At 68.6% G+C, this 17,800-nt stretch carries 19 protein-coding genes and 2 pseudogenes; 13 read left to right on the top strand and 8 right to left on the bottom strand.

The genetic code is table 11. The features are described 5' to 3' along the window. A pseudogene (locus tag ABD385_RS40145) lies at positions 1 to 117 on the top strand (IS5/IS1182 family transposase); the annotation flags it as partial. A 40-nt stretch (positions 118 to 157) separates the two neighbouring features. Here the strand turns inward: ABD385_RS40145 and ABD385_RS40140 are convergent. Beyond that, positions 158 to 640, bottom strand: coding sequence for a MarR family winged helix-turn-helix transcriptional regulator (locus tag ABD385_RS40140; protein ID WP_344585102.1), 483 nt, complete (start codon positions 638 to 640; stop codon positions 158 to 160). A gap of 72 nt (positions 641 to 712) precedes the next feature. Between ABD385_RS40140 and ABD385_RS40135 the strand changes: the two genes are divergently transcribed. Both ABD385_RS40135 and ABD385_RS40130 read left to right on the top strand, forming a co-directional pair. Beyond that, the gene (locus ABD385_RS40135) at positions 713 to 1,354 is read left to right on the top strand and encodes an MBL fold metallo-hydrolase (protein WP_344585100.1); all 642 of its coding nucleotides are present in this window, start codon (positions 713 to 715) and stop codon (positions 1,352 to 1,354) included. A 65-nt stretch (positions 1,355 to 1,419) separates the two neighbouring features. Beyond that, on the top strand, positions 1,420 to 1,617 hold the full coding sequence (locus ABD385_RS40130; protein ID WP_344585099.1) for a hypothetical protein: 198 nt from the start codon (positions 1,420 to 1,422) through the stop codon (positions 1,615 to 1,617). A gap of 470 nt (positions 1,618 to 2,087) precedes the next feature. Here the strand turns inward: ABD385_RS40130 and ABD385_RS40125 are convergent, their stop codons facing one another. Further along, positions 2,088 to 2,801 carry an SDR family NAD(P)-dependent oxidoreductase gene (locus ABD385_RS40125; RefSeq protein WP_344585097.1) on the bottom strand — a complete coding sequence of 238 codons (714 nt, stop codon included), beginning with the start codon at positions 2,799 to 2,801 and terminating at the stop codon, positions 2,088 to 2,090. 162 nt (positions 2,802 to 2,963) lie between these two features. Here ABD385_RS40125 and ABD385_RS40120 point away from each other — a divergent pair, with 162 nt between their 5' ends. After that, entirely contained in the window at positions 2,964 to 3,572 is a 609-nt protein-coding gene (locus ABD385_RS40120) for a TetR/AcrR family transcriptional regulator (RefSeq protein WP_344585096.1), read from the top strand. Positions 3,573 to 4,300: 728 nt separating this feature from the next. Here the strand turns inward: ABD385_RS40120 and ABD385_RS40115 are convergent. Then, positions 4,301 to 4,522, bottom strand: a complete 222-nt coding sequence (locus tag ABD385_RS40115) for a hypothetical protein (RefSeq protein ID WP_344585095.1) — start codon at positions 4,520 to 4,522, stop codon at positions 4,301 to 4,303. Positions 4,523 to 4,552: 30 nt separating this feature from the next. On the opposite strand from ABD385_RS40115, the gene ABD385_RS40110 reads away from it, so the two are divergent. Then, a complete protein-coding gene (locus ABD385_RS40110; RefSeq protein ID WP_344585093.1) occupies positions 4,553 to 5,164 on the top strand; it encodes a hypothetical protein in 612 nt (203 codons plus the stop codon). 60 nt (positions 5,165 to 5,224) lie between these two features. On the opposite strand, the pseudogene ABD385_RS40105 reads toward ABD385_RS40110, so the two are convergent. Beyond that, positions 5,225 to 5,999 (bottom strand): annotated as a pseudogene (locus tag ABD385_RS40105) (transposase). A 174-nt stretch (positions 6,000 to 6,173) separates the two neighbouring features. Between ABD385_RS40105 and ABD385_RS40100 the strand changes: the two are divergent. Beyond that, complete coding sequence (locus tag ABD385_RS40100) at positions 6,174 to 7,022, top strand: oxidoreductase (protein ID WP_344585092.1); 849 nt, start codon at positions 6,174 to 6,176, stop codon at positions 7,020 to 7,022. Beyond that, positions 7,022 to 7,636 carry a TetR/AcrR family transcriptional regulator gene (locus tag ABD385_RS40095; protein ID WP_344585090.1) on the top strand — a complete coding sequence of 205 codons (615 nt, stop codon included), beginning with the start codon at positions 7,022 to 7,024 and terminating at the stop codon, positions 7,634 to 7,636. Before ABD385_RS40100 ends, ABD385_RS40095 begins: the two co-directional genes overlap by 1 nt. A gap of 474 nt (positions 7,637 to 8,110) precedes the next feature. Here ABD385_RS40095 and ABD385_RS40090 read toward each other — a convergent pair whose 3' ends face one another. Then, a complete protein-coding gene (locus ABD385_RS40090) occupies positions 8,111 to 8,380 on the bottom strand; it encodes a hypothetical protein (RefSeq protein ID WP_344585088.1) in 270 nt (89 codons plus the stop codon). Between the two features lie 502 nt (positions 8,381 to 8,882). Next, complete coding sequence (locus tag ABD385_RS40085) at positions 8,883 to 9,611, bottom strand: TetR/AcrR family transcriptional regulator (protein ID WP_344585087.1); 729 nt, start codon at positions 9,609 to 9,611, stop codon at positions 8,883 to 8,885. A gap of 243 nt (positions 9,612 to 9,854) precedes the next feature. On the opposite strand from ABD385_RS40085, the gene ABD385_RS40080 reads away from it, so the two are divergent. The 5 genes from ABD385_RS40080 to ABD385_RS40060 all read left to right on the top strand — a co-directional run bounded on the left by ABD385_RS40080 (position 9,855) and on the right by ABD385_RS40060 (position 13,764). Then, on the top strand, positions 9,855 to 10,442 hold the full coding sequence (locus ABD385_RS40080; RefSeq protein ID WP_344585086.1) for a flavodoxin family protein: 588 nt from the start codon (positions 9,855 to 9,857) through the stop codon (positions 10,440 to 10,442). Between the two features lie 223 nt (positions 10,443 to 10,665). Beyond that, positions 10,666 to 11,655: an aldo/keto reductase gene (locus tag ABD385_RS40075; RefSeq protein WP_344585084.1), complete on the top strand. Its 990-nt coding sequence runs from the start codon at positions 10,666 to 10,668 to the stop codon at positions 11,653 to 11,655. Positions 11,656 to 11,823: 168 nt separating this feature from the next. Then, on the top strand, positions 11,824 to 12,234 hold the full coding sequence (locus tag ABD385_RS40070) for a RidA family protein (protein WP_344585082.1): 411 nt from the start codon (positions 11,824 to 11,826) through the stop codon (positions 12,232 to 12,234). A 484-nt stretch (positions 12,235 to 12,718) separates the two neighbouring features. Next, the gene (locus ABD385_RS40065) at positions 12,719 to 13,147 is read left to right on the top strand and encodes a hypothetical protein (protein ID WP_344585081.1); all 429 of its coding nucleotides are present in this window, start codon (positions 12,719 to 12,721) and stop codon (positions 13,145 to 13,147) included. A 317-nt stretch (positions 13,148 to 13,464) separates the two neighbouring features. Next, positions 13,465 to 13,764, top strand: coding sequence for a hypothetical protein (locus tag ABD385_RS40060; RefSeq protein ID WP_344585079.1), 300 nt, complete (start codon positions 13,465 to 13,467; stop codon positions 13,762 to 13,764). A gap of 257 nt (positions 13,765 to 14,021) precedes the next feature. Here ABD385_RS40060 and ABD385_RS40055 read toward each other — a convergent pair whose 3' ends face one another. Continuing rightward, positions 14,022 to 14,432, bottom strand: a complete 411-nt coding sequence (locus ABD385_RS40055) for a winged helix-turn-helix transcriptional regulator (RefSeq protein ID WP_344585077.1) — start codon at positions 14,430 to 14,432, stop codon at positions 14,022 to 14,024. Positions 14,433 to 14,532: 100 nt separating this feature from the next. Between ABD385_RS40055 and ABD385_RS40050 the strand changes: the two genes are divergently transcribed. Next, on the top strand, positions 14,533 to 15,390 hold the full coding sequence (locus ABD385_RS40050) for an alpha/beta fold hydrolase (RefSeq protein ID WP_344585075.1): 858 nt from the start codon (positions 14,533 to 14,535) through the stop codon (positions 15,388 to 15,390). A gap of 849 nt (positions 15,391 to 16,239) precedes the next feature. Here the strand turns inward: ABD385_RS40050 and ABD385_RS40045 are convergent. Beyond that, positions 16,240 to 16,416 (bottom strand): hypothetical protein, encoded by a 177-nt coding sequence (locus ABD385_RS40045; protein WP_344585073.1) that lies wholly within the window; start codon positions 16,414 to 16,416, stop codon positions 16,240 to 16,242. Between the last annotated feature and the right edge of the window lie 1,384 nt (positions 16,417 to 17,800).

The following is a 17,800-nucleotide window of genomic DNA, read 5'->3' as shown; positions in this document are numbered from 1 at the left end:
TCGTGGCTGGCCGGCTGCCGCCGGCTCCACCGCCGCTACGAACGCAAAGCCGACCACTTCCTCGCCTTCACCAGCATCGCCTGCACCCTCATCTGCTACCGCAGACTCGCCAAATGAGATGATGTCTTAGTCGAGGCAGCGCGGGCGCGGTCCGGCATCACCAGGCTCCGGTGACAGGACTGTGGTCGACCGACAGCCCGCCCGCGGCGAGCGTCTCCGCGATCCGGTCGAGCACGGGCAGAGCATCCGCCAGAACGCGCTGCTCGTCGTCGGTCAGGCCGACGGCGATGGCCTCGGCGAGCAGGCTGACGCGACCTCGGCGGTCGGCGTCGAGTGCGTCCCTTCCGGTGGAGGTCAACGCGAGGATCCGCTTGCGCGCGTCGGCCGGGTCGTGGCCGACGTCCAGATAGCCGGCTTCGGTGAGTTCCTTGACGGTGACGGCCATCGTCTGGTGCCGCACTCCCCGGCTGGCCGCGAGTTCTGCCGTAGTCATCGGACCTTGTCGGTCGAGCAGGTCCAAAACGGTTGCCGGGATCGAGGGGAGACGGTCGGAGGAACGCGTGGCGCGGACCAGGGTGCCGACCGTGGTTCTCAGGTTGGCCGCGAGACGATCCGGGGTGGGCAGGGGCTGCTTGGGCATGCAATCACACTACCTTCAATACAGAGCGGACTGTACAGTCTGCTCTGTATATATGGTAGAGAGGTGGTTCTGATGCAGCTGACCAAACACGTGCATGCCTGCGTATCCCTTGCCAAGGAGGAGGCTCGGATCGTCATCGATCCCGGCACCTTCACCCCTGACGCCGCGCAGGCGGTGGCCGCCGCCGATGCCGTGCTGATCACCCATGAGCACTTCGACCACTTCGACGAGGAGCTGATCGCGAAGTCGTTGGACGCAAGGCCCGAGCTGCGGGTCTACGGCCCCGCACCGGTCGTCGAACGATGGTCGGCCCGCCGTGGCCAGGTCAGGGCCGTCACCGCCGGGGACAGCATCGCCGTCGCGGGTTTCGACGTCACGGTCTTCGGCGACCTGCACGCTGCCATCCACCACGACATCCCGCGGGTCGCCAATGTCGGGTACCTCATCGATGGCCGCGTCTACCACCCGGGGGACGCGTACCACGTCCCCGACGCGCCCGTCGACACCTTGCTGCTACCCACCAGCGGGCCCTGGACCAAGCTGGGCGACGCGGCCGACTTCGTCCGGGAGGTCGCGCCGAACAACCTGATCCAGATCCATGAGGTCATGCTCAGCCCGATCGGACAGCAGTCAACCGCCCGGTTCCTGAGCCCGGCGATGCTCACCGAGGTACCCCTTGAGATCGTGCCGATCGGAGAGACGGTCGCGGTCTGAGTGGTCGATTCCGGAAGTCCTTCGGGGGCTGATCACGCTGCCAGCGCGGTGGAGGATTCTTCCTGGTGATCGGCGGTGTGCCGGTCGAGCCTGGCCAGCAGATCGTCCAGGTCGGTGGTGGTGAACCTCCACTGGAATGGCTGTGCCGTGGCGTTGTAGCGGTGTTCGAATGCTCGGAGTCGGTTTCGGACCTCGTCGAGGTCTGTGAAGTCGTTGGGCGGGACAACCTTGCGCTGCTCGATGGAGGAGAAGATCTCTCGTAGCTCCGGCCTTGGTGGGCGACTGGCAGGTCAGTGCGTTGACTTCGGCGATCTGCAGTGCGGTGAACATCGGAGGCCGCCCCGACCGCTTGCGGCCGGCCAGGGTGGTCACCGGGCCGGCCGCGAATCGGCCTCGCCAGCAGCGCATAGCGCACGGTGTCCACGTGCAGGTGGGTCTCGGCGGCGATCTGGGCGTTGCTGCGGCCTCGTGCTGCCAGGAACGATCGTCGCCCGCTGGCGTGCCTGGTGCGTGGACTTGCGGCCGTAGGCCATCTTCTTGAGCCGGGGGCGCTCGGCAGCGGTCAGTTCCAAGGGCACGGCGGAGCATGCGGGCATGGAAGGGCGCGGCCCATCTATCCGATGGGGGAGAACGAAGTGGCGGGGCCGGCTTCCCGCCCGGGGCGTTGGCTCGCCAGTGCAACAGCCTGAGCCTTGGACCCGATAAACCTTCCAGGTCAGAGCCAAGTTACTCGTCAGGCGTTGGAGTGCACGCCGATGCCGCCGGAGACGGTGAGGTTGTCGCCGGTGATGTAGCCGGCGGCGTCCGAGGCGAGGAAGGCCACGGCTTCGGCGATGTCGGCGGGCGCGCCGACGCGGCCGAGCGGGACGCCGCGGGCCCAGGAGTCGATCATTTCCTGGGAGACACCCATCTTGCTGTAGGCGGGGGTGTTGACCAGTCCTGGGCTGACAGCGTTGACGCGGATGCGGCGGGGGGCGAGTTCGAGCGAGAGGGACCGCATGAGGGGCAGCAGTGCGCCCTTGGCGGCTGTCATGGCGGCTCCGAGCCCTTCGGCGGCGCCCACGGTGAACACGACCGAGGCGCCCTCGTTAAGGAGTGGGAGCGCCTTTTGCAGGGTGAAGAAGTTGCCCTTGACGTTGATGTCGAACAGGGCGTCGAAGGCGACTTCGTCGGTTGACTCGATCGGGCCGGGGCGGGAGATGCCCGCGTTGAGGAAGAGCAGGTCGAGGGAGCCGAGTTGCCGACGTGCCTGATCCATCGCCTGGTCGATGTCCGGCAGGGACCGTGCGTCGGCCCGGACAGCCGTGACGTCTTCGGGAAGTCCGGCGTCGGCGACATTGCCGAGGCCGGTGACCATGACGCGATAGCCGCGGGAGTGGAGCAGTTCGGCGGTCGCCTTGCCGATGCCGCTGGTTCCACCGGTGATCAAAGCTGTGGGTGCAGGCATGATGCGCTCCTTTGCGTACTTCTGGGTGGGGGTGAGCAGCTCTGTCCGTGGGCGGCGGGCGGTACCGCGCCACCGTCCGTTTCTGGCAGCATACGGCGATCTGACAGTGACTGCCAACCAGGATGTGACTGCCAGCCTGGCAGTGGCGGGTATTCTGGTGGCATGAAGCAGAAAGCCAAGTCAGCGGCGAGCGCACCGACCACGCTGTGGGACCGGACACGGCAGCTGGCTTCCCAGGAGATCCTCGAGACGGCGCTGCGCCTGTTCACCGAGCAGGGCTACGACGAGACGACCATCGCCCAGATCGCCCGGGAGGCCGGCGTCTCCCAGCGCACCCTCTTCCGCTACTTCGGCACCAAGGAGGACCTTCTCGGCGGCGGCCAGGACCGGTTCGGGCAGGTCCTGATGGACACGATCAGCGCACAGCCCGCCGATGCCGGCACCTGGGAGGCCCTGCGGGCAGGGGTTGCTGCCGTACTGGCCTTGCACGACAGCCGAGAACAGGCCCTGGAGCGGTTCCGCCTCCTGCACAACACCGCCTCGCTGCGTGCCGGTTGGCTCGAAAAGCGACTGCGGTTCCAGGAGAACCTGCTGCCGCTCATCGAGACCCGTATGGACACAGCTACCGGCAACGCGGGCGCGAAGGCCCGCGCGGTGATCGCGACGGCGCTCGCGTGCCTGGATGCCGCATCGATGACGTGGGTCGCCAACGACGGCAAGGGCGAAATCATGGACCTGTACGACGAGTGCCTGGCCGCGGTGCGCGGCTGACCCGCAGCGGCCAACCGGCCCGAAGACCGTGGACGGAAACCGGGCACAGCCGCTGCCACAGACCGGGTCCACATCCGGGTCTCCCAACCGGGGACAGACCGGCCACGCTGGCGCGAGCACGGTGCGGGCCGGCGACACCGTCCAGGGTCGCGGACTGGGGCAACCTCAGCTGCGATGCGAAGATGGCCGAGTTCATCACCCACACCCTGGCGGATCTCGGCGTCCAGGTCGAAACGCTGTAGACCCCGCCCAGAACGCATCAGTACGAGACTGTTGCAGCTCGCGCCGATGACGTAATGGCCCCTCTCCGAACTCGTCACGCCTGATGTGTGGTCGAGCGGGCCGGCCTGGCGTCATGGCCCTGTTCCGGTGCCAAAGAGCCAGGGCTGCGTACGCAACGGTGTCGCTCCGGGCGTCCTGCTGCCGGCCCGGGCGACTGCGGGGCCCGCAACCGCCGCCCGCTGTACGGCCGTCGCGGCCCGGCCGTCATCCCGCCGCCAGATCCTGCCCGCCCGCGCGCGGCTGCCGCCGGCGTGGCCGTAACCGCCCGCGTCAGCGGCACGGGCCGCACTACGCCTCATCGCGACCTCGGAACCTGGTGATACGTGCAGGTATCAGCATGGTTCCGGGTGCCTGCCGGCCTCCCGGGTCGGGCTTGGGGGCAGGCCGTCCGACGTGATCTGGTTGCCACATGCTCCATATGCTCCACATGCGACGATCGGTGCGCGTCATGGTCGCCGTGCCAAAAGCGGATCTGCGGTGACGGCGATCTCACCCCCCTTCTCCAGGAGGTCTGCCTGACGGGTCTTGTCCTTGACGAGGAGTTGCCAAGTTCCCCGGGCGTTGGAGCGGATGATCAGGTCCAGCTTGAGCCAGGTGTCCAACTCGCCTGTCCGGTCAAGCAGGCGGTCCGTATCGGGACGGCCGCGGACCTCGATTCGGTATCCCAAGGAACCCCCGGTGCGGCATTATGGTTGCTCATGGACTTATCTGGAATTGCGGCGCTGTGCGCACTGGCGGGCATCCCCGTGACGGTCGTGGTCGCCCGCTGGCAAACCCGGACCGCGCTGGAGCAGACGGAAGCGAATCACCGCGCTGCTCTCGCTCAAGCAGAAGCAAGCCATCGCGCGGCGCTCGAAGTAGCAGAAGCATCGCATCGGAGTGCCATGGCGGTGGCAGAAGCCAGCCATCGCCATGCACTGGAGTTAACTCACAAGCAGGCAGATGCAGAAAGAGCACAGTTGCTGTGGGCTGCCAAGCAGGCCGCATATTCTGAGTACCAGGGTGCGTTGGCCCGGTTGCGGCACGCCCTCTTGGAGGAAGTCCCCGATCGGGTAGAGATTGTGGCGGCGGGAGAGGCAATCCATGCCGGGTTTCACGGCATCAGCATGCTTGCGGGGGATGACGTAAAGAACGCAGTAATCCAAATACGGGTGGCTTGCACGCCACTCTGGGGGTTTCCTAGGAGCCCGCAGGCGAACGCTGAATTATGGGAGCAGCGTGTGGCTCCGCTTCGTATCGAATTGGATGACGCGATCAGGCGAGATCTGGAGAGTCCTTACCCACCCCAGCAGTTGACGGCTTCGGACTGAGCCTTGTCCCGTAAGTGATCTTCTAACGCGCTCGGGCACGGCTCAGCGACTCTGGGCCCTCTATCCGGTGAGGGGGAGGGGGAGGTTGTGAAGGCGGGCGATGCCGAGCATGGCGTGATGGACGCCGTCGCCCTTGAGGCGGCAGTCGCGAAGGATCTTCTAGTTCTTCATGCGTGCGAAGACGTGCTCGATGCGAGCCCTGATCTGTTTGTGTGCTCGGTTGTGTTGCTCCTTCCAGGAGAGCAGTTCTTCGCCCGTACGGCGGCGGTGCGGGATGACCAGGCCGGTGCCCCGATAGCTGCCGTCGGCAATCGTCATCGTGTCCTCGACGACGGCTTTGGCGCCGGACTCCTCCCAGCCTCGGGCGTCATGCCGGATACCCGGCGCGGGCCGACCGACGACTACGACCCGGCGTGTATCGGCATCGATCACAACTTGATGGGTCGTGGAGTATCGACAGTTCTTCGACTGCTCGGCCACCGAGTGGTCGCGGGTGGGTACCAGGGTGCCGTCGACGATGAGGGCGGTGCGCCTGCGGAACCGGCTCTGCTGCCGGAGTGCCAGCAGTGGCCCGATGCGGTCAATGCCGCGGTCTGCGGGACGACTTGGAGATCCCGAACAGCGGCGCCAACTGGCGCATGGTCAAGTTTGTGCGCCAGTACGCCGTGACCAGCAGGACGCGATCCTCCAGTGACAGGCTCCAGGGTCGGCCGCGCGGCCGATCTGCGGCTTGATCGCGTCGTACTGCGGCTACCAACTTGCCGAAGCGGCGCGGGCTCAGCCCCGTAAAGGGCCCGCTCCGGGACGGCACCGATGCCGTGATCACTCCACCCACACCGTGATCGTTTCAGTCGAGGCGAGCGGGTCGGTGAGGGGCCGGATCGACCTCGGTTGAGCGTGGTGTCGCTGGGGCGACGGAATCAACACCACGTTGATTAAATTCGACGCAGTGTAGACTTTCCGGGTGAGGGGGCAGTCCGGCTCCTCGTGAGACCTTTCTGGAGGAACAGTGCAGCAGCAGAAGTGGCTCATCACCGGCGTCAGCACGGGCCTCGGCCGTGCCTTCGCCCAGGCCGCCCTGGCCGCCGGGCACACCGTCGTTGGAACGGTCCGCTCCGGAGAGGACCTGCGGGCCTTCGAAGGGCTGAAACCCGGTTACGCTCACGGCCGCATCCTGGATGTGACTGACGGCGACGCCGTCTCGAGTGTGGTCGCGGAGGTGGAGCAGAGCGTCGGCCCTTTGGATGTCGTCGTCGCCAACGCCGGCTACGGCCTGGAGGGCACCTTCGAGGAAACCCCGCTGGCCGAGGTGCGGCGGCAGTTCGAGGTCAACGTATTCGGGGCGGCGGCCACCCTGCAGGCAGCCCTGCCCCACATGCGCCAGCGCCGCCGCGGACACCTCATGGCCGTCACCTCCATGGGCGGGCTCATGGCCGTGCCCGGCATGTCCGCCTACTGCGGCAGCAAGTTCGCCCTGGAAGGCATCCTGGAGGCGCTGGGCAAGGAGGTCGCTCAGTTCGGGATCCATGTGACGGCGATCGAGCCCGGCTCCTTCCGCACCGACTGGGCCGGACGGTCCATGACACGCGCCGCACAGTCCATCGACGACTACGACGAGCTGTTCACCCCCATCCGGGAAGCGCGGCAGAAGGCCAGCGGGAACCAGTTGGGCAATCCGGCCAAGGCCGGGGACGCCGTGGTCCGCATCGCATCAGTCGACCAGCCGCCGGCCCACCTCGTCCTGGGCTCGGACGCGCTGCGACTGGTCACCGCCGCGCGCACGGCCGTGGACGAGGACATCCGCGCATGGGAGCCCCTCTCCCGTACGACCGACTTCGCCGCGGGCGCTCAGCTCTGATGCCCAGCCACCACCCCGCGCGGAGCCGGCGCGCCACCGAACGCAAGGGCGATCTCCGAGAGCGGGCCATTCTGGACACCTGCGAAGCCTTGCTCACGCAAAAGGGCTACGACGCCATGACCGTCGGCGACATCGCCCAGGGCGCCGGCATCACACGCGGCGCCCTGTACTTCTACTTCGGCTCCAAACAAGAAGTGGTCACGGCCCTCGTGGCCCGGACCGTCGAGCATCTGTGGGAGCGGTCCCGGGCCACCGCGCAGACCGACGAGCCGCGCCAGGCCATCGCAGCAGCCATGCAGCGCACGGTTGAGCTGTGGGATGAGCACGGCCTGGTCATGCGCACGGCGATCGACCTGTCGTTGACCGTGCCGGAGATCGGCGAACTGTGGAGCCACACGGCAGACTTGTTCATCACAGCCATCACCGTCGTCCTGGAACGAGCCGGCGTTGAGGCCGGCACCGAACCAGAGCAAGCGTCAGCGATGGCACGCGCCCTGTGCTGGATGATCGAGCGGACCTTCTACCACGCCTCGCAGGAATCCCACGAGGAGTTGCAAAAGGCGTCTTCGACCTGCGAACATATCTGGCTGATCAGTGCCGGCCTGATCACCTGATGCATCTGGTGTGGACGACGAGGCGCGAAACCGGTCCCCGTGACTCCGAGGCCACCGTCCAGGCACTCCGCAAGCGGGAATCCCGCGAGGCACAGCGTCCTCTCCCAGCCCGGTCAACGGGATCTGGTGTCCACAATTCAATAGCACCGAGGACCAACACACAGGCACCGCACTGCTTGACGGCCTCACCGACCTGGCCACCTTTGAACACCCGTCAGGCACGACAGGGCAGGTCATCACCACCTGTACCGAACTCCACGGAACTCCCTGGCCAGCCGTCCGTGAAATCCGCACCAGCCTGGCCGATGGTGCCATCCCTGGCCTACCGCCACGACAGTCCACCACCGCCTGAGAACAGCCGGGTGTCGCTCCGGGGGAGTGGGGAGTCCGCACTCCACAGCAGTCGTTGGTGGGGCCTGGGGCCGGACGCCCGGGTGGGGCCGCCACGCTCCCTCCCGGGCGTCCGGAGCTGGATCAGCGGTGGGCCGGGGCGTGCACCGCGTCCACGTCGCCGGTGTAGACGATGGCCTGCTCGTCGTCGGCCGGCGGCTCGAAGCGGGCGAAGAAGTCGTCCAGCGCCTGCGGGGTGACGGTGAGGGCGTTGGCGTCCTCGCGTTGATTGCGCGCCTGTAGGCGCTGCAGCAGCTGAAGGCGCCAGGCGGCCAGGCGACCGTCGGCGGCGACCCGGTCGAGTATCAGCCCGCCCACCACCTGGTGGCCGCCGGCTTCGGCGGCGGCGATCACTTCGGGCAGCGGTGCGGGGTACTGGTGACTTCTCGTCGGTCTGCCACCACCACGTCCCACCCCTCGTCGTCCGGTCCGCAGCCGGTTGTCGGTTGCGGCGGTCCTGGAGCGATCGTTGTTGTTCGTGGTGGGTGAACTCTGCTGTCCTGTATGGGGAACGGTGCCCTGGAGGGGACAGCAGTTCAGTGCCCGCCGGCCGGCGCGTTCAGTCCGTCCCTCCATGCAGAGGTGAGTTCGGCGTCGTCCCCGTTGTTCCAGAGAGTCGTCCCGGTAGCGGTTCGCCACCTGCGGAGGCAGTGGGTGACGGCCCTGAGGAGGGCGCAAGGTACGCGCGCTTCGTCCGGGTCTGCGTCGCCAGTGGCCTGCACTTGGGGCCACATCTTGACCGGCAGGGACGCTGCTTCCCGGCGGGCATTTCGGGCGGGGGAGAGGCACTGGACGACCCCGACCGGAGCGGCGTAGGGCAGCGCGTCGATCTGATCACCCGGGCGGTGGGCGCAGTTCAGCCTGCCAGCTGCTGTAGCCATTCGCGCAGCAGAGCCGTCTCCGTGTCTCGCAGAGGTACACCGGCGGCCGCAGCCGGTGGCCCGGTGGTGAGTGCGGTTTCCAGTGCGGCGTCGAGGGCGAGTGCGCGCGAGGCCAGGTCCGACCCGGATGGAGCGGGCGCGTCCGTGGTGACCGAGGCGATGACGGTGTCCCGCAGCCGTGCCGAAGTGGTCAGGTCCCGCTCCGGGGGCTCTTCGCCGATCAGCGCCAGCGTGGCGCCCGTCGTCGCCGCGTGGATGACGCGGGTTGCCTGCTCCACCGGGATGCGAAGGCGCCCGGCCTGGGCCGCCCGGCCCAGCAGCTTCACCAGCAGGGCGTGCGCCTCGTCCGCGGCCGGGGGCCGCCGCCCGGGCTGCACGGTGCCGTACATGAGCATGTAGAACGCGGGGTGCCGCAGTCCGAAGTCGACGTGCAGGTCCCAGCCGCGGTAGAGGTCGGCCACCGGGTCGTCGGGGGTCAGCTCCAGTGCCTCCCGTTTCTCGGCCAGGTACATCTCGAATCCGTAGGCGGCCAGCTCGGCCAGGAGTCCGTCCTTGTCGTCGAACATCCGGTAGAGCGCGGGGGCGGTGGTGCCCGCGGCTGTGGCGACAGCGCGCGTGGAGACCGCTTCGCTGCCGCCCTCCTCCAAAAGCTTCGCGGCTACCTGCAGTACCTGGCGTCGCGCGGCGCGTCGTCCCTCGTTCATGGAACAACGATATCTAATTTTGCATATCGTCGCCTTATCGGTGATATCGTTTAAGGCGGAACGGTGATCCGCGCTCATGTGCTCAGCACCGACCCGCGGCACCCACCTGGGCACGCTCCACGCCCCACCCGGGCCTCCGGTACCGGAAGCGCGGAGCAGTGCGACGGGCCGCCGCAGCAGGCGGCTCATCGTTCGCCGATACACCACCGAACACGCCGCCATCGCGGCAGGAGAGGAACAGCCGTGCCTGATATCTCGATCGTCATCGCGTCGCATTCCGGCTACGGCCACACCGCGCAGATCGCCACGGCCGTCGCCGACGGCGCGCGCTCCATCGCCGGGACGCAGGTCCACCGCGTGGACGTCGCCTCCCTCAGCGACGCCGACTGGGAACTGCTGGACGCCGCAGACGCCATCATCTTCGGCACCCCCACCTACATGGGCACCGCGTCGGGGGCGTTCCACGCCTTCGCCGAGGCCACCAGCAAGCGGTGGAGCACCCGCGCCTGGAGCGACAAGCTCGCGGCGGGATTCACCAACTCCGGTTCCATGAGCGGCGACAAGATGCACACCCTGCAGTACCTGGCGCTCCTGGCCGCCCAGCACGGAATGCTCTGGGTGAGCCTGGGCCTCCTGCCGGGCTGGAACACCACCACCTCCAGCCCCCAGGACGACAACCGCCTCGGCTTCTACCTCGGCGCCGGCGCACAAAGCTTCAACGACACCCCGAACGTCCACGACGCAGACCTGAACACCGCCCGCCACCTCGGCAGGCGCGTCGCCGAACACACTCGCACCCACCGCGCCGGAATGGCCGCCGCAGCACACTGACCCAACGGCCCGTCACCAATTGCCTTCCAGCGCCACCCCGCCAACGTTCGCCCCGTCGCGACGCCCGGCCCTGCACACACGCTCGCCGCGTTGGCCGAAAGCCCCAACACGGCTCGGTACGAGGGCATCGGCCGCCTTGCGATCGCACGCGGACGCCGCCCCTCGACCCCTCGACGGGCAAACGTTGGCGGGGCGGCACTGGGTTCCTTCCAAGGAGCGAGTCATGCAGCACCGAACACTGGGAAGCCAGGGCCTTGAGGTCTCGGCGATCGGCTACGGCGCGATGGGCCTGACGATGGCCTACGGACCCACCGACGAGGAGGCCGGCGTCGCCGCCCTCCGCCGCGCCCACGACCTGGGCGTCACCTTCTTCGACACCGCCGAGATGTACGGCTGGGGCACCGGATCCAACGAGATCCTGGTCGGCCAGGCAGTCAGGGACTTCCGCGACGACGTGGTCCTGGCCACCAAGTTCGGTGTCGACATGTCCGTGCCTCCGGAGCAGATCGGCAGCGCTCTCAACAGCCGGCCCGACAACATCCGCAAGGTCGCCGACAACAGCCTGCACCACCTCGGCGTGGACCACATCGACGTCTTCTACCAGCACCGCGTCGACCCCGAGGTGCCCATCGAGGAGGTCGCGGGAACCGTCAAGGAACTGATCGACGCGGGCAAGGTGAAGTACTTCGGCCTCAGCGAGGCCGGACCCGAGACGATCCGCAAGGCGCACACCGTGCAACCGGTCTCCGTCCTGCAGAGCGAGTACTCCCTGTTCGAACGAGACGTCGAGCAGCTCTTCCCCACCCTGAACGAACTCGGCATCGGCTTCGTCGCTTACTCCCCCCTCGGCCGCGGGTTCATCACCGGCACCGCCAAGCCCGCCGGCCAGTACGAAGCCACCGACATCCGCAACGTCGACCCGCGCTGGCAGCCGGGCAACTTCGAGAAGAACGTCAAAGCGGTCGATCAGCTCGCCGAGCTCGCGGCGGCCAAGGACTGCACTGTCTCCCAGCTCGCCCTGGCCTGGCTCCTGACCCGGGGCGAGCACATCGTGCCCATCCCCGGTACCCGCAGCCCGAAGCGCATTCTGGAAAACGCCGGCGCCGCCGACCTCACCCTCATCGACACCGATCTCCAGGCCATCGACGAGATCCTGCCGCAGGGCGGCTTCGGCGCCCGCTACACCGAGGGGCACGTGCCGACCTGGATCTGATCGCCTCCTGGCTGCGGGTGTGGAACTGGTCCCGGTGCCGCCGAGACACTGTTGGCTTCGTCTCGCTGCCGGCCTCAGCTTGTTCTTTAACCTCGGGCCGGCACAGAGTGCTCGCCGGTGGGACAAATTGCGATGCGTGCTCACAGCACTGTGGCCAGACTCGCGGTCATGACTGTGAACATCACCCGTATCAACCCCGAGCAGCTGCATGAGACGCCCGGCTATCACCACATCACCGTGGTGGAGAGCGGCCGCACCGCCTATCTGGCCGGGCAGTGCCCGCTTGATCAGCGCGGTGACCTCGTCGGTTCAGGTTCCTTGGAGAGGCAAGTCGACCAGGTCGTCGCGAACGCGCTTGGTGCCCTGACAGCGGTGAGTGCTCAGCCGCACCACGTGGTGCGGTCGGTGATCTACGTGCGGAGCGATGACCGAGATGCCTTGGGAGTCGCGTGGCGCCGGCTCACCGACTCTGCCCTCGGGCCGGCGTTCACCACCGCCAGCACGCTCTTGGGCGTCGCACAGCTGGGCTTCTCGGGACAGCTCATCGAGGTGGATCTCACCGTGGCACTGCCCGACTGAGTCTCCTCAGCCTCACGCCTCGAACGGCGTATCGAACTGGACAACCCACCTGGGCATTCGCCGGGTGTCGGGGCGGCCTCGTCGTTACGGGCCCGCGGGATCGCGGGCGGCCGGGGGACCCGGTTGCCGGTCCATGTGAAGGGAAGGCTGTGCGCGGAAGTGCCGATGTCGTCGATGAGCTGATCGTGGACCACCGGATGCTCTATGGGCTCTGCGCCCAGGTCTACGACGCGCCTGTTGGCGGCATGGGCCGTGGACGTCTGGTGGAGGGTTGAACGACCTGCTGGTGCGGCATGCTGCCTTCGCGGAATGCCACCTGTATCCGCTGATGCGTGAGCACCTTGAGGGTGGACCGCGGCGCTTTCCTGAGCCCGCTGCGGGCCGGCTTCGCCCTGTTGTTGGCTGTGGTGTGCCGTCTGTGGGTGGACGGGCTGCCCGGCTCGCGTGCCGTCGTCCGTTGGTGTCACTCAAGCACACCGCCGCGATGGACGAGGATGACTTGGCGGAGGTGGCCGCGGTGGCCGGCTGGCTCGCGGCCGCTGAGCCGGTGCCCGGGGCTGTGGCCGCGGGCAGTAACCGGGAAGCCGTTGGCGAGGAACAGGCCCTGGTCGGGGGCTTGTTGGGCTCGGACCCGGCGGTGCGCGCGCTGGGCTGCCTGCCGGAGTGTGCCGCAGCCCTGGCCTGCGCGGGCATCGTGCTGCCCGACGGCGTCCTGCGTCTGGTCGCCACTGCCCTGGTCGCCACGGCCCTGGCCGCGCGCCGCTGGCCGTCGCGTGCTGCGCCGGGCCCCTGCTGCGACCCGCTGTTGTGCTGGTCCCCTTCGGCCGCGGCAGGTTCCTGGCCGCGGTGCGTGGGGCACCTGCCCTGCGCCGACCGGCACCGCGCGCACGCCCTGCTGACCGGCGGCCGGTGACCTCGTGAGCGATCCCACGCTGCCTGAACGGAGTTGACCCCCGACCTCGGCCCCGGCGGCGTGGCCGCGGTCTTCCGGCTCCCGGCCGCTCACCTGCTCACCCGCCCGGCCCCGCCCCTGGCACGACGTCCAGGTTCGCCCGCCACCTGCTCCTCGTCTCCAAGACTCTGCCCGCATCTGACCGCCTGGCTACGGGCAGTTTCCACACGCAGTTGCACATGCTGCAACCGCTGTTGCGTCGTGTGAAATTGCCCTTTAGATTCCCTGCGTGCGGCGTAACTACCGTGCGCCGTAGGGATATTGATCGGGAGGATTCCGTGAACGGAAAGCTCGCGAGAACCACACTCGCCGCGGTCGCGGCGACCCTGCTGGCCGGGGTGGCGCTGGCCGCCCCGGCATCGGCCGCCACTGCCGCGCCCAGCAGGGCAGCGGTGATGACGGACTCAACCACCTACTACGTCTACGTCACCGGCGTCAGCAGCTCGCTGGACGGCGCTCGGGCGAACGCGGACAGCAAGCTCCCGCACGGCTGTTACTCCACGGTGGTGGCCAGTGGCGCCACCCCCGACAACAACATTTGGGTGACCGTCCAGGGCACCTGCTCCGGGACGCAGTGACCAGGGGACAGGACCCGCGCAGCGCCGACCCGGCACTCGCGCGACAGTGTCCGAGGGGCGCCGACCAACCGGCGCCCCTCGGGGCTTTACAGGGCGGGACCTTAGCGCCGCAAAGAGTGTCCGTTCGGCCCGGCAGGGTCGGGCCTGCCCGTGGTGTCCGTCATCCGCCGCTCGCGGAGGTCGAACTCCTCGAAGGAAGTCGTCGACGGCTACATCGAGTACCCGAGCCACCACTACCGAGTGCCGAACCGGTCTGCCTATCCCTCATCGGCCTCTTGGTCGGCGGTTTCGTTGGCGCGGTCGATCTCGGCCATGTGCTCCTCCGCCCAGGTCCGCAGTCCCGCGAGGGCGGCTTCCAGGGACCGTCCGAGTCCCGTGAGTTGGTAGAAGACCCGTGGTGGCACGGTCGGTTCGACCCGACGTGACACGAGCCCGTCGCGGGTCAGGCTTCGTAGCGTCACGGACAGCATCTTCTGTGACACGCCGGGCATTCGGCGTCTCAGCTCCGCGAAGCGCACCTCGTCCGGTGCGGCATCGGCGAGCGTCTTGACGGCCATGGACGTCCACTTCGTACCGATGCGGTCCAGCAACTGCCGCGTCGGGCAATGGGGATCGAACAGATCGCCGCGTACCCCGCGACCGGGGGCCCGGGTTCCTCGGGTGGTCACCTGTGGCTCACCGCCTTCCCTGAAAGTGCCCTCTAGGAAGCGATCGGACAGTTACCTATCGTTCTGAGGTCACCAATGGTAACCACCCGAAGGGGCCGTCATGCCCATCACCACCGCACACCACCTGCGCCGCATCGCGACCAACGGCGTCCAGCTCAACGTCGCAATCGCCGGGGACGGACCTGCGGTTCTCCTGCTGCACGGCTTCCCGCACACCTGGCAACTCTGGAGCGACATCATGGGCCGACTGGCCGGGCACTACCGGGTCATCGCCCCGGACCTTCGGGGCTTCGGCGCCAGTTCACGTGCCAACGAGGGGTACGACGCAGGCACCCTCGCCACCGACGCCGAAGGTCTGCTCGACGCACTCGGCGAGCCCACGGCAGCGGTGGTCGGCATCGACGCGGGAACCACCCCCGCCGTCCTGCTCGCACTGCGTCGACCCGGCCTCGTCCGGCGCCTGGTCGTGATGGAGGCAGTGCTCGGCCGCCTGCCCGGAGCAGAGCACGTCGTCGCAGCCGGTACCCCATGGTGGTTCGGCTTCCACGCCGTCCCCGGCCTCGCCGAGACCGTCCTGGCCGGCAACGAGGCCCCGTACATCGACTGGTTCCTCGACTCGGGGACGCTCGGGCGAGGAGTACCCGACCACCTCCGGGCGGCCTTCGCCCACGCGTACACCGGGAGCGAAGCCCTGCGCTGCGCGTTCTCCTACTACCGGGCCCTGCCCACCAGCGCGCAGCAGATCGAGGACGCCGTCGCGACGGCTCGACTGACCATGCCCACCATGGCCATCGGCTCTCACCCCGTCGGCACCGGGCTCGAAAACCAACTCCGCCCCATCGCCGATGACCTGGTCGGGCACCATCTCCAGGACTGCGGCCACATCATCCCCCTCGACCGCCCCGACGCATTGTTCGCGCTCCTTGCTCCCTTCCTCTCCGCCGATCTGCCGAAGTGACTGGAGCCAGGAACCTCCCGAGGCAGCGGCCGGGGAATGCGGCGCGCTGCCGCTTCGCACGTGGCCGTCACTGCATCGTCCCGGGCGGGCCCGTCGCGCTGAGGGATCCTGACTGCCGCGGAGCGAGGCGTCGCCTGGCCCAGACGCCGACTCGGTCGTCTGGGTCGCCGAGGTTGCCCACGTGCTCGCCGCCCTGGCCCGGACATGCTCGGCGCCTTCTGGCCCAGCCGTCACCGTCCTCGCCGTGCACGGCCCAGGCACCTCTGCCGCCGGCTCGTCGCGGCCGAGCTCACCGGGTCGGCCAAAGGCCGCGCCGGCCTACCCCGCGTGCACGCCGAGGGCCGGCGGCGTCGCTGCCCGGACGCACCACTCGGCCCGAACTCAGGGCTGCGGCCTGCGGGTCGACCCGGTGCTGGAAATCATCGGGGCCGGGTCGCGCGGGCCGGAACGCCGTCTTCGGCGGCTCTTGTAAGGGGCGGGCGAGGCCTGCCTCGCTACGGGGACTGCGACACCGTTGCCCCGCGTGCTGCCGATGCTGGGCTGGTGAGCCCGCCGGCCGCCGGCGCGCGGCCGGCTCGTCCACGAAGCTCGATCGTCGCATCACGGGACCGGGCCCGCGGCGTGAAGGCGGCGGCCCCTGGCCGTCACCGGGTGTGTCACGGTCGGTCGCCGCTGTGCTGGGGCGGCCGTGGAGCGCGGTCGTGCGCTGGTAGGCGCTGATGTGCAGGCGCCTCTCGACCGGGCGGACGCCACATGCGGCCAGGAACGTAGCCAACTACGTGGTGGTGCCTGGCAGGCCCTCGCGCCGGATGATCCGCCACGCGGCGGTCTGCGAAAGCGACACCCGCATCACCGGCCTGGCGCCGTCCCGCCGCTGAACGCCTCTGCGGTCTTCTCCCCGCCGGTGCCCAGCCGCCGGTTCCACTGTCCGGGTTTGCGGCGCAGCAGGCTCTGGAGGCCCTCCAGCGGCCCGCGGGCGCCCCAGCAGTCGGGGGCGGTGATGGCGGGTGTGCCTGCGGTGGACACGACGGCGCTCCCGCCGTTGCTGTGGCCGTCGGTCGCTCCACCGCGACGGCTGCTCCCGTACCTGCCGCTGCGCTGCCCGCGGACCATAACCCGCCCGCCAACCCGCCCGTCAGGCCGTCGGCCGATCCGGGCCCGGCCGACAGCCTGGCCGACGAGCCGGCGCCCGCGCTGAGTTCGTGGCGCGCCGTGGCGGCGGTGTGCGCGCTGCTGACTGTCGTGATCGGCTGTGCGGTGCGGGCGGTGGTTTACCCCCGCCTGGCCGTGCTCTGGCAGATCGTAGGCGCGGTCGCGGCCGCTGTGGGCGCTGCTGCGACGGTGGTGACGAGTGGCGCGGCCCGTGTGGGCCGGCGGGGCAGCCGGCTGTAGTGGCTGGGATGTTGGGTGCCTCGCCGGGAATTTCGCGGGCGAGGCACCCATTACCAGTCATCTAAAGGCCGATTAAGGGGACCATCGAACACCTTTATCAAATTGTGCGTGTGGTGGTTTCTCTGGTGTTCAAGGATGGCGAAATAGGCGAGAATCCAAAGGGTTCCCTGCGGCGTCGGCAATGGCGTTGAAAGGACGCTGCAGTGACCGTTTACCGCGCATCGCCATCGTCACCGCCGAACGACTGGGGTTTCCGGGCCCGACCACGCGAGCCACGTAGGCGTGCGAGGTGATTGTGACAGAGTGCCGCGCCCGCAGCCGGGATCCTGCCGCCCTCGGTGCACGGCTGCGCCCGACGTCCCTGCCACTACCCTCACCAACGGCCCTGTACGCGCGTCTTCTGCCTTCCCGCCCCGCTCTGACCCTCAGGCGAGGCGGGTTGCGTTCGGGTGGCTGACGGGCATACAGCGCCGTTGGTGGGCATCGGGTGTTGAGCAGGCCGGGTTGCAGTTGTCGAGTCGGGGTGGTGGCTGGCGTCGTCTCGGCCGGGGAGACGCCAACAAGGTCTGACTCCTGGAGCTGCTGGGAGGTCGGCCAACGCGTGCCGTGCGTGTCGCGTGCACACCAAGCGGCGCTGCGCTGGAGGGCCAGGCGGTCGTGGTTACCGCCGCCGATCGGCGGCTGATCGGCTCCGCCGACCGCGAGAGCGGGACCAGGGCCGGCTCCCGTTGCCCTGCGGGAGTCGGCTGGGGGTGCTGGTTCGGGCTGGTCCGCCCAAACCAGCGGTGAGCCGCCGTGAATTGACCGGCAATCCTCGCCATATTTCCGTGGTCGTTCGGGGGTGTGGTCGGTGGCGAATTGCGGCGGAGCCTCAGAGTTTCCGCGTGGTGGGTGTGAGGTCTCAACTCACTTGAGGTATCAGCACAGCGCTGGCCTCCGGTACCGCATATTGAGCCTGACAGCTTCCTGGTCCGATCTGGCGCCTATACAGGGTGTGACCAGGTGCGCGGCTTCTTGG

Source organism: Streptomyces lunalinharesii (assembly GCF_039532155.1).
Taxonomy (GTDB): domain Bacteria; phylum Actinomycetota; class Actinomycetes; order Streptomycetales; family Streptomycetaceae; genus Streptomyces; species Streptomyces lunalinharesii.
This window is presented reverse-complemented; position numbering and strand designations above follow the sequence as displayed.

Excerpts from the sequence above, each read along its gene's own strand:
- ABD385_RS40140 (WP_344585102.1), bottom strand. The coding sequence starts at position 640 with ATGCCCAAGCAGCCCCTGCCCACCCCGGATCGTCTCGCGGCCAACCTG.
- ABD385_RS40135 (WP_344585100.1), top strand. The coding sequence starts at position 713 with ATGCAGCTGACCAAACACGTGCATGCCTGCGTATCCCTTGCCAAGGAG.
- ABD385_RS40125 (WP_344585097.1), bottom strand. The coding sequence starts at position 2,801 with ATGCCTGCACCCACAGCTTTGATCACCGGTGGAACCAGCGGCATCGGC.
- ABD385_RS40120 (WP_344585096.1), top strand. The coding sequence starts at position 2,964 with ATGAAGCAGAAAGCCAAGTCAGCGGCGAGCGCACCGACCACGCTGTGG.
- ABD385_RS40110 (WP_344585093.1), top strand. The coding sequence starts at position 4,553 with ATGGACTTATCTGGAATTGCGGCGCTGTGCGCACTGGCGGGCATCCCC.
- ABD385_RS40095 (WP_344585090.1), top strand. The coding sequence starts at position 7,022 with ATGCCCAGCCACCACCCCGCGCGGAGCCGGCGCGCCACCGAACGCAAG.
- ABD385_RS40085 (WP_344585087.1), bottom strand. The coding sequence starts at position 9,611 with ATGAACGAGGGACGACGCGCCGCGCGACGCCAGGTACTGCAGGTAGCC.
- ABD385_RS40075 (WP_344585084.1), top strand. The coding sequence starts at position 10,666 with ATGCAGCACCGAACACTGGGAAGCCAGGGCCTTGAGGTCTCGGCGATC.
- ABD385_RS40070 (WP_344585082.1), top strand. The coding sequence starts at position 11,824 with ATGACTGTGAACATCACCCGTATCAACCCCGAGCAGCTGCATGAGACG.
- ABD385_RS40065 (WP_344585081.1), top strand. The coding sequence starts at position 12,719 with ATGGACGAGGATGACTTGGCGGAGGTGGCCGCGGTGGCCGGCTGGCTC.
- ABD385_RS40050 (WP_344585075.1), top strand. The coding sequence starts at position 14,533 with ATGCCCATCACCACCGCACACCACCTGCGCCGCATCGCGACCAACGGC.